Source organism: Comamonas sp. GCA5, assembly GCF_036541385.1.
Lineage (GTDB): Bacteria > Pseudomonadota > Gammaproteobacteria > Burkholderiales > Burkholderiaceae_C > Comamonas > Comamonas aquatica.
Genome location: NZ_JAZHFR010000266.1, coordinates 1 through 251 on the forward strand (window position 1 = coordinate 1; position 251 = coordinate 251).

Annotated in this window: 1 protein-coding gene and 1 rRNA gene; one reads left to right on the forward strand and one right to left on the reverse strand. The window is 52.6% G+C overall.

What is annotated here, in order from left to right:
- On the forward strand, positions 1 to 180 hold a 180-nt coding region (locus tag SJH88_RS19590; protein WP_274755434.1), incomplete at its 5' end, for a hypothetical protein.
- Here the strand turns inward: SJH88_RS19590 and rrf are convergent.
- A 5S ribosomal RNA gene (gene rrf / locus SJH88_RS19855) occupies positions 169 to 251 on the reverse strand; the annotation flags it as partial. The two genes, SJH88_RS19590 and rrf, sit on opposite strands and share 12 nt — an antisense overlap.

A 251-nucleotide genomic window follows, 5' to 3' on the forward strand; every position in this document is an offset into this window, starting at 1 on the left:
CGACACTGGGTCTATCTCAAGATGGGATTGCCGGACGCTTACATTGAAGTAACAACACTTGCCATCAATAAGCTGCCAACGCCGGTCCACAGCCTGTGTTTGATGCATCTCATCCCAAAAACAAACCCCACTGCCTCGTTGGAGGTCAGGGGGTTTGTCGCTGTAAGAGCCTGGCGATGACCTACTTTCACACGGGAATCCGCACTATCATCGGCGCAAAGTCGTTTCACTGTCCTGTTCGGGATGGGAAG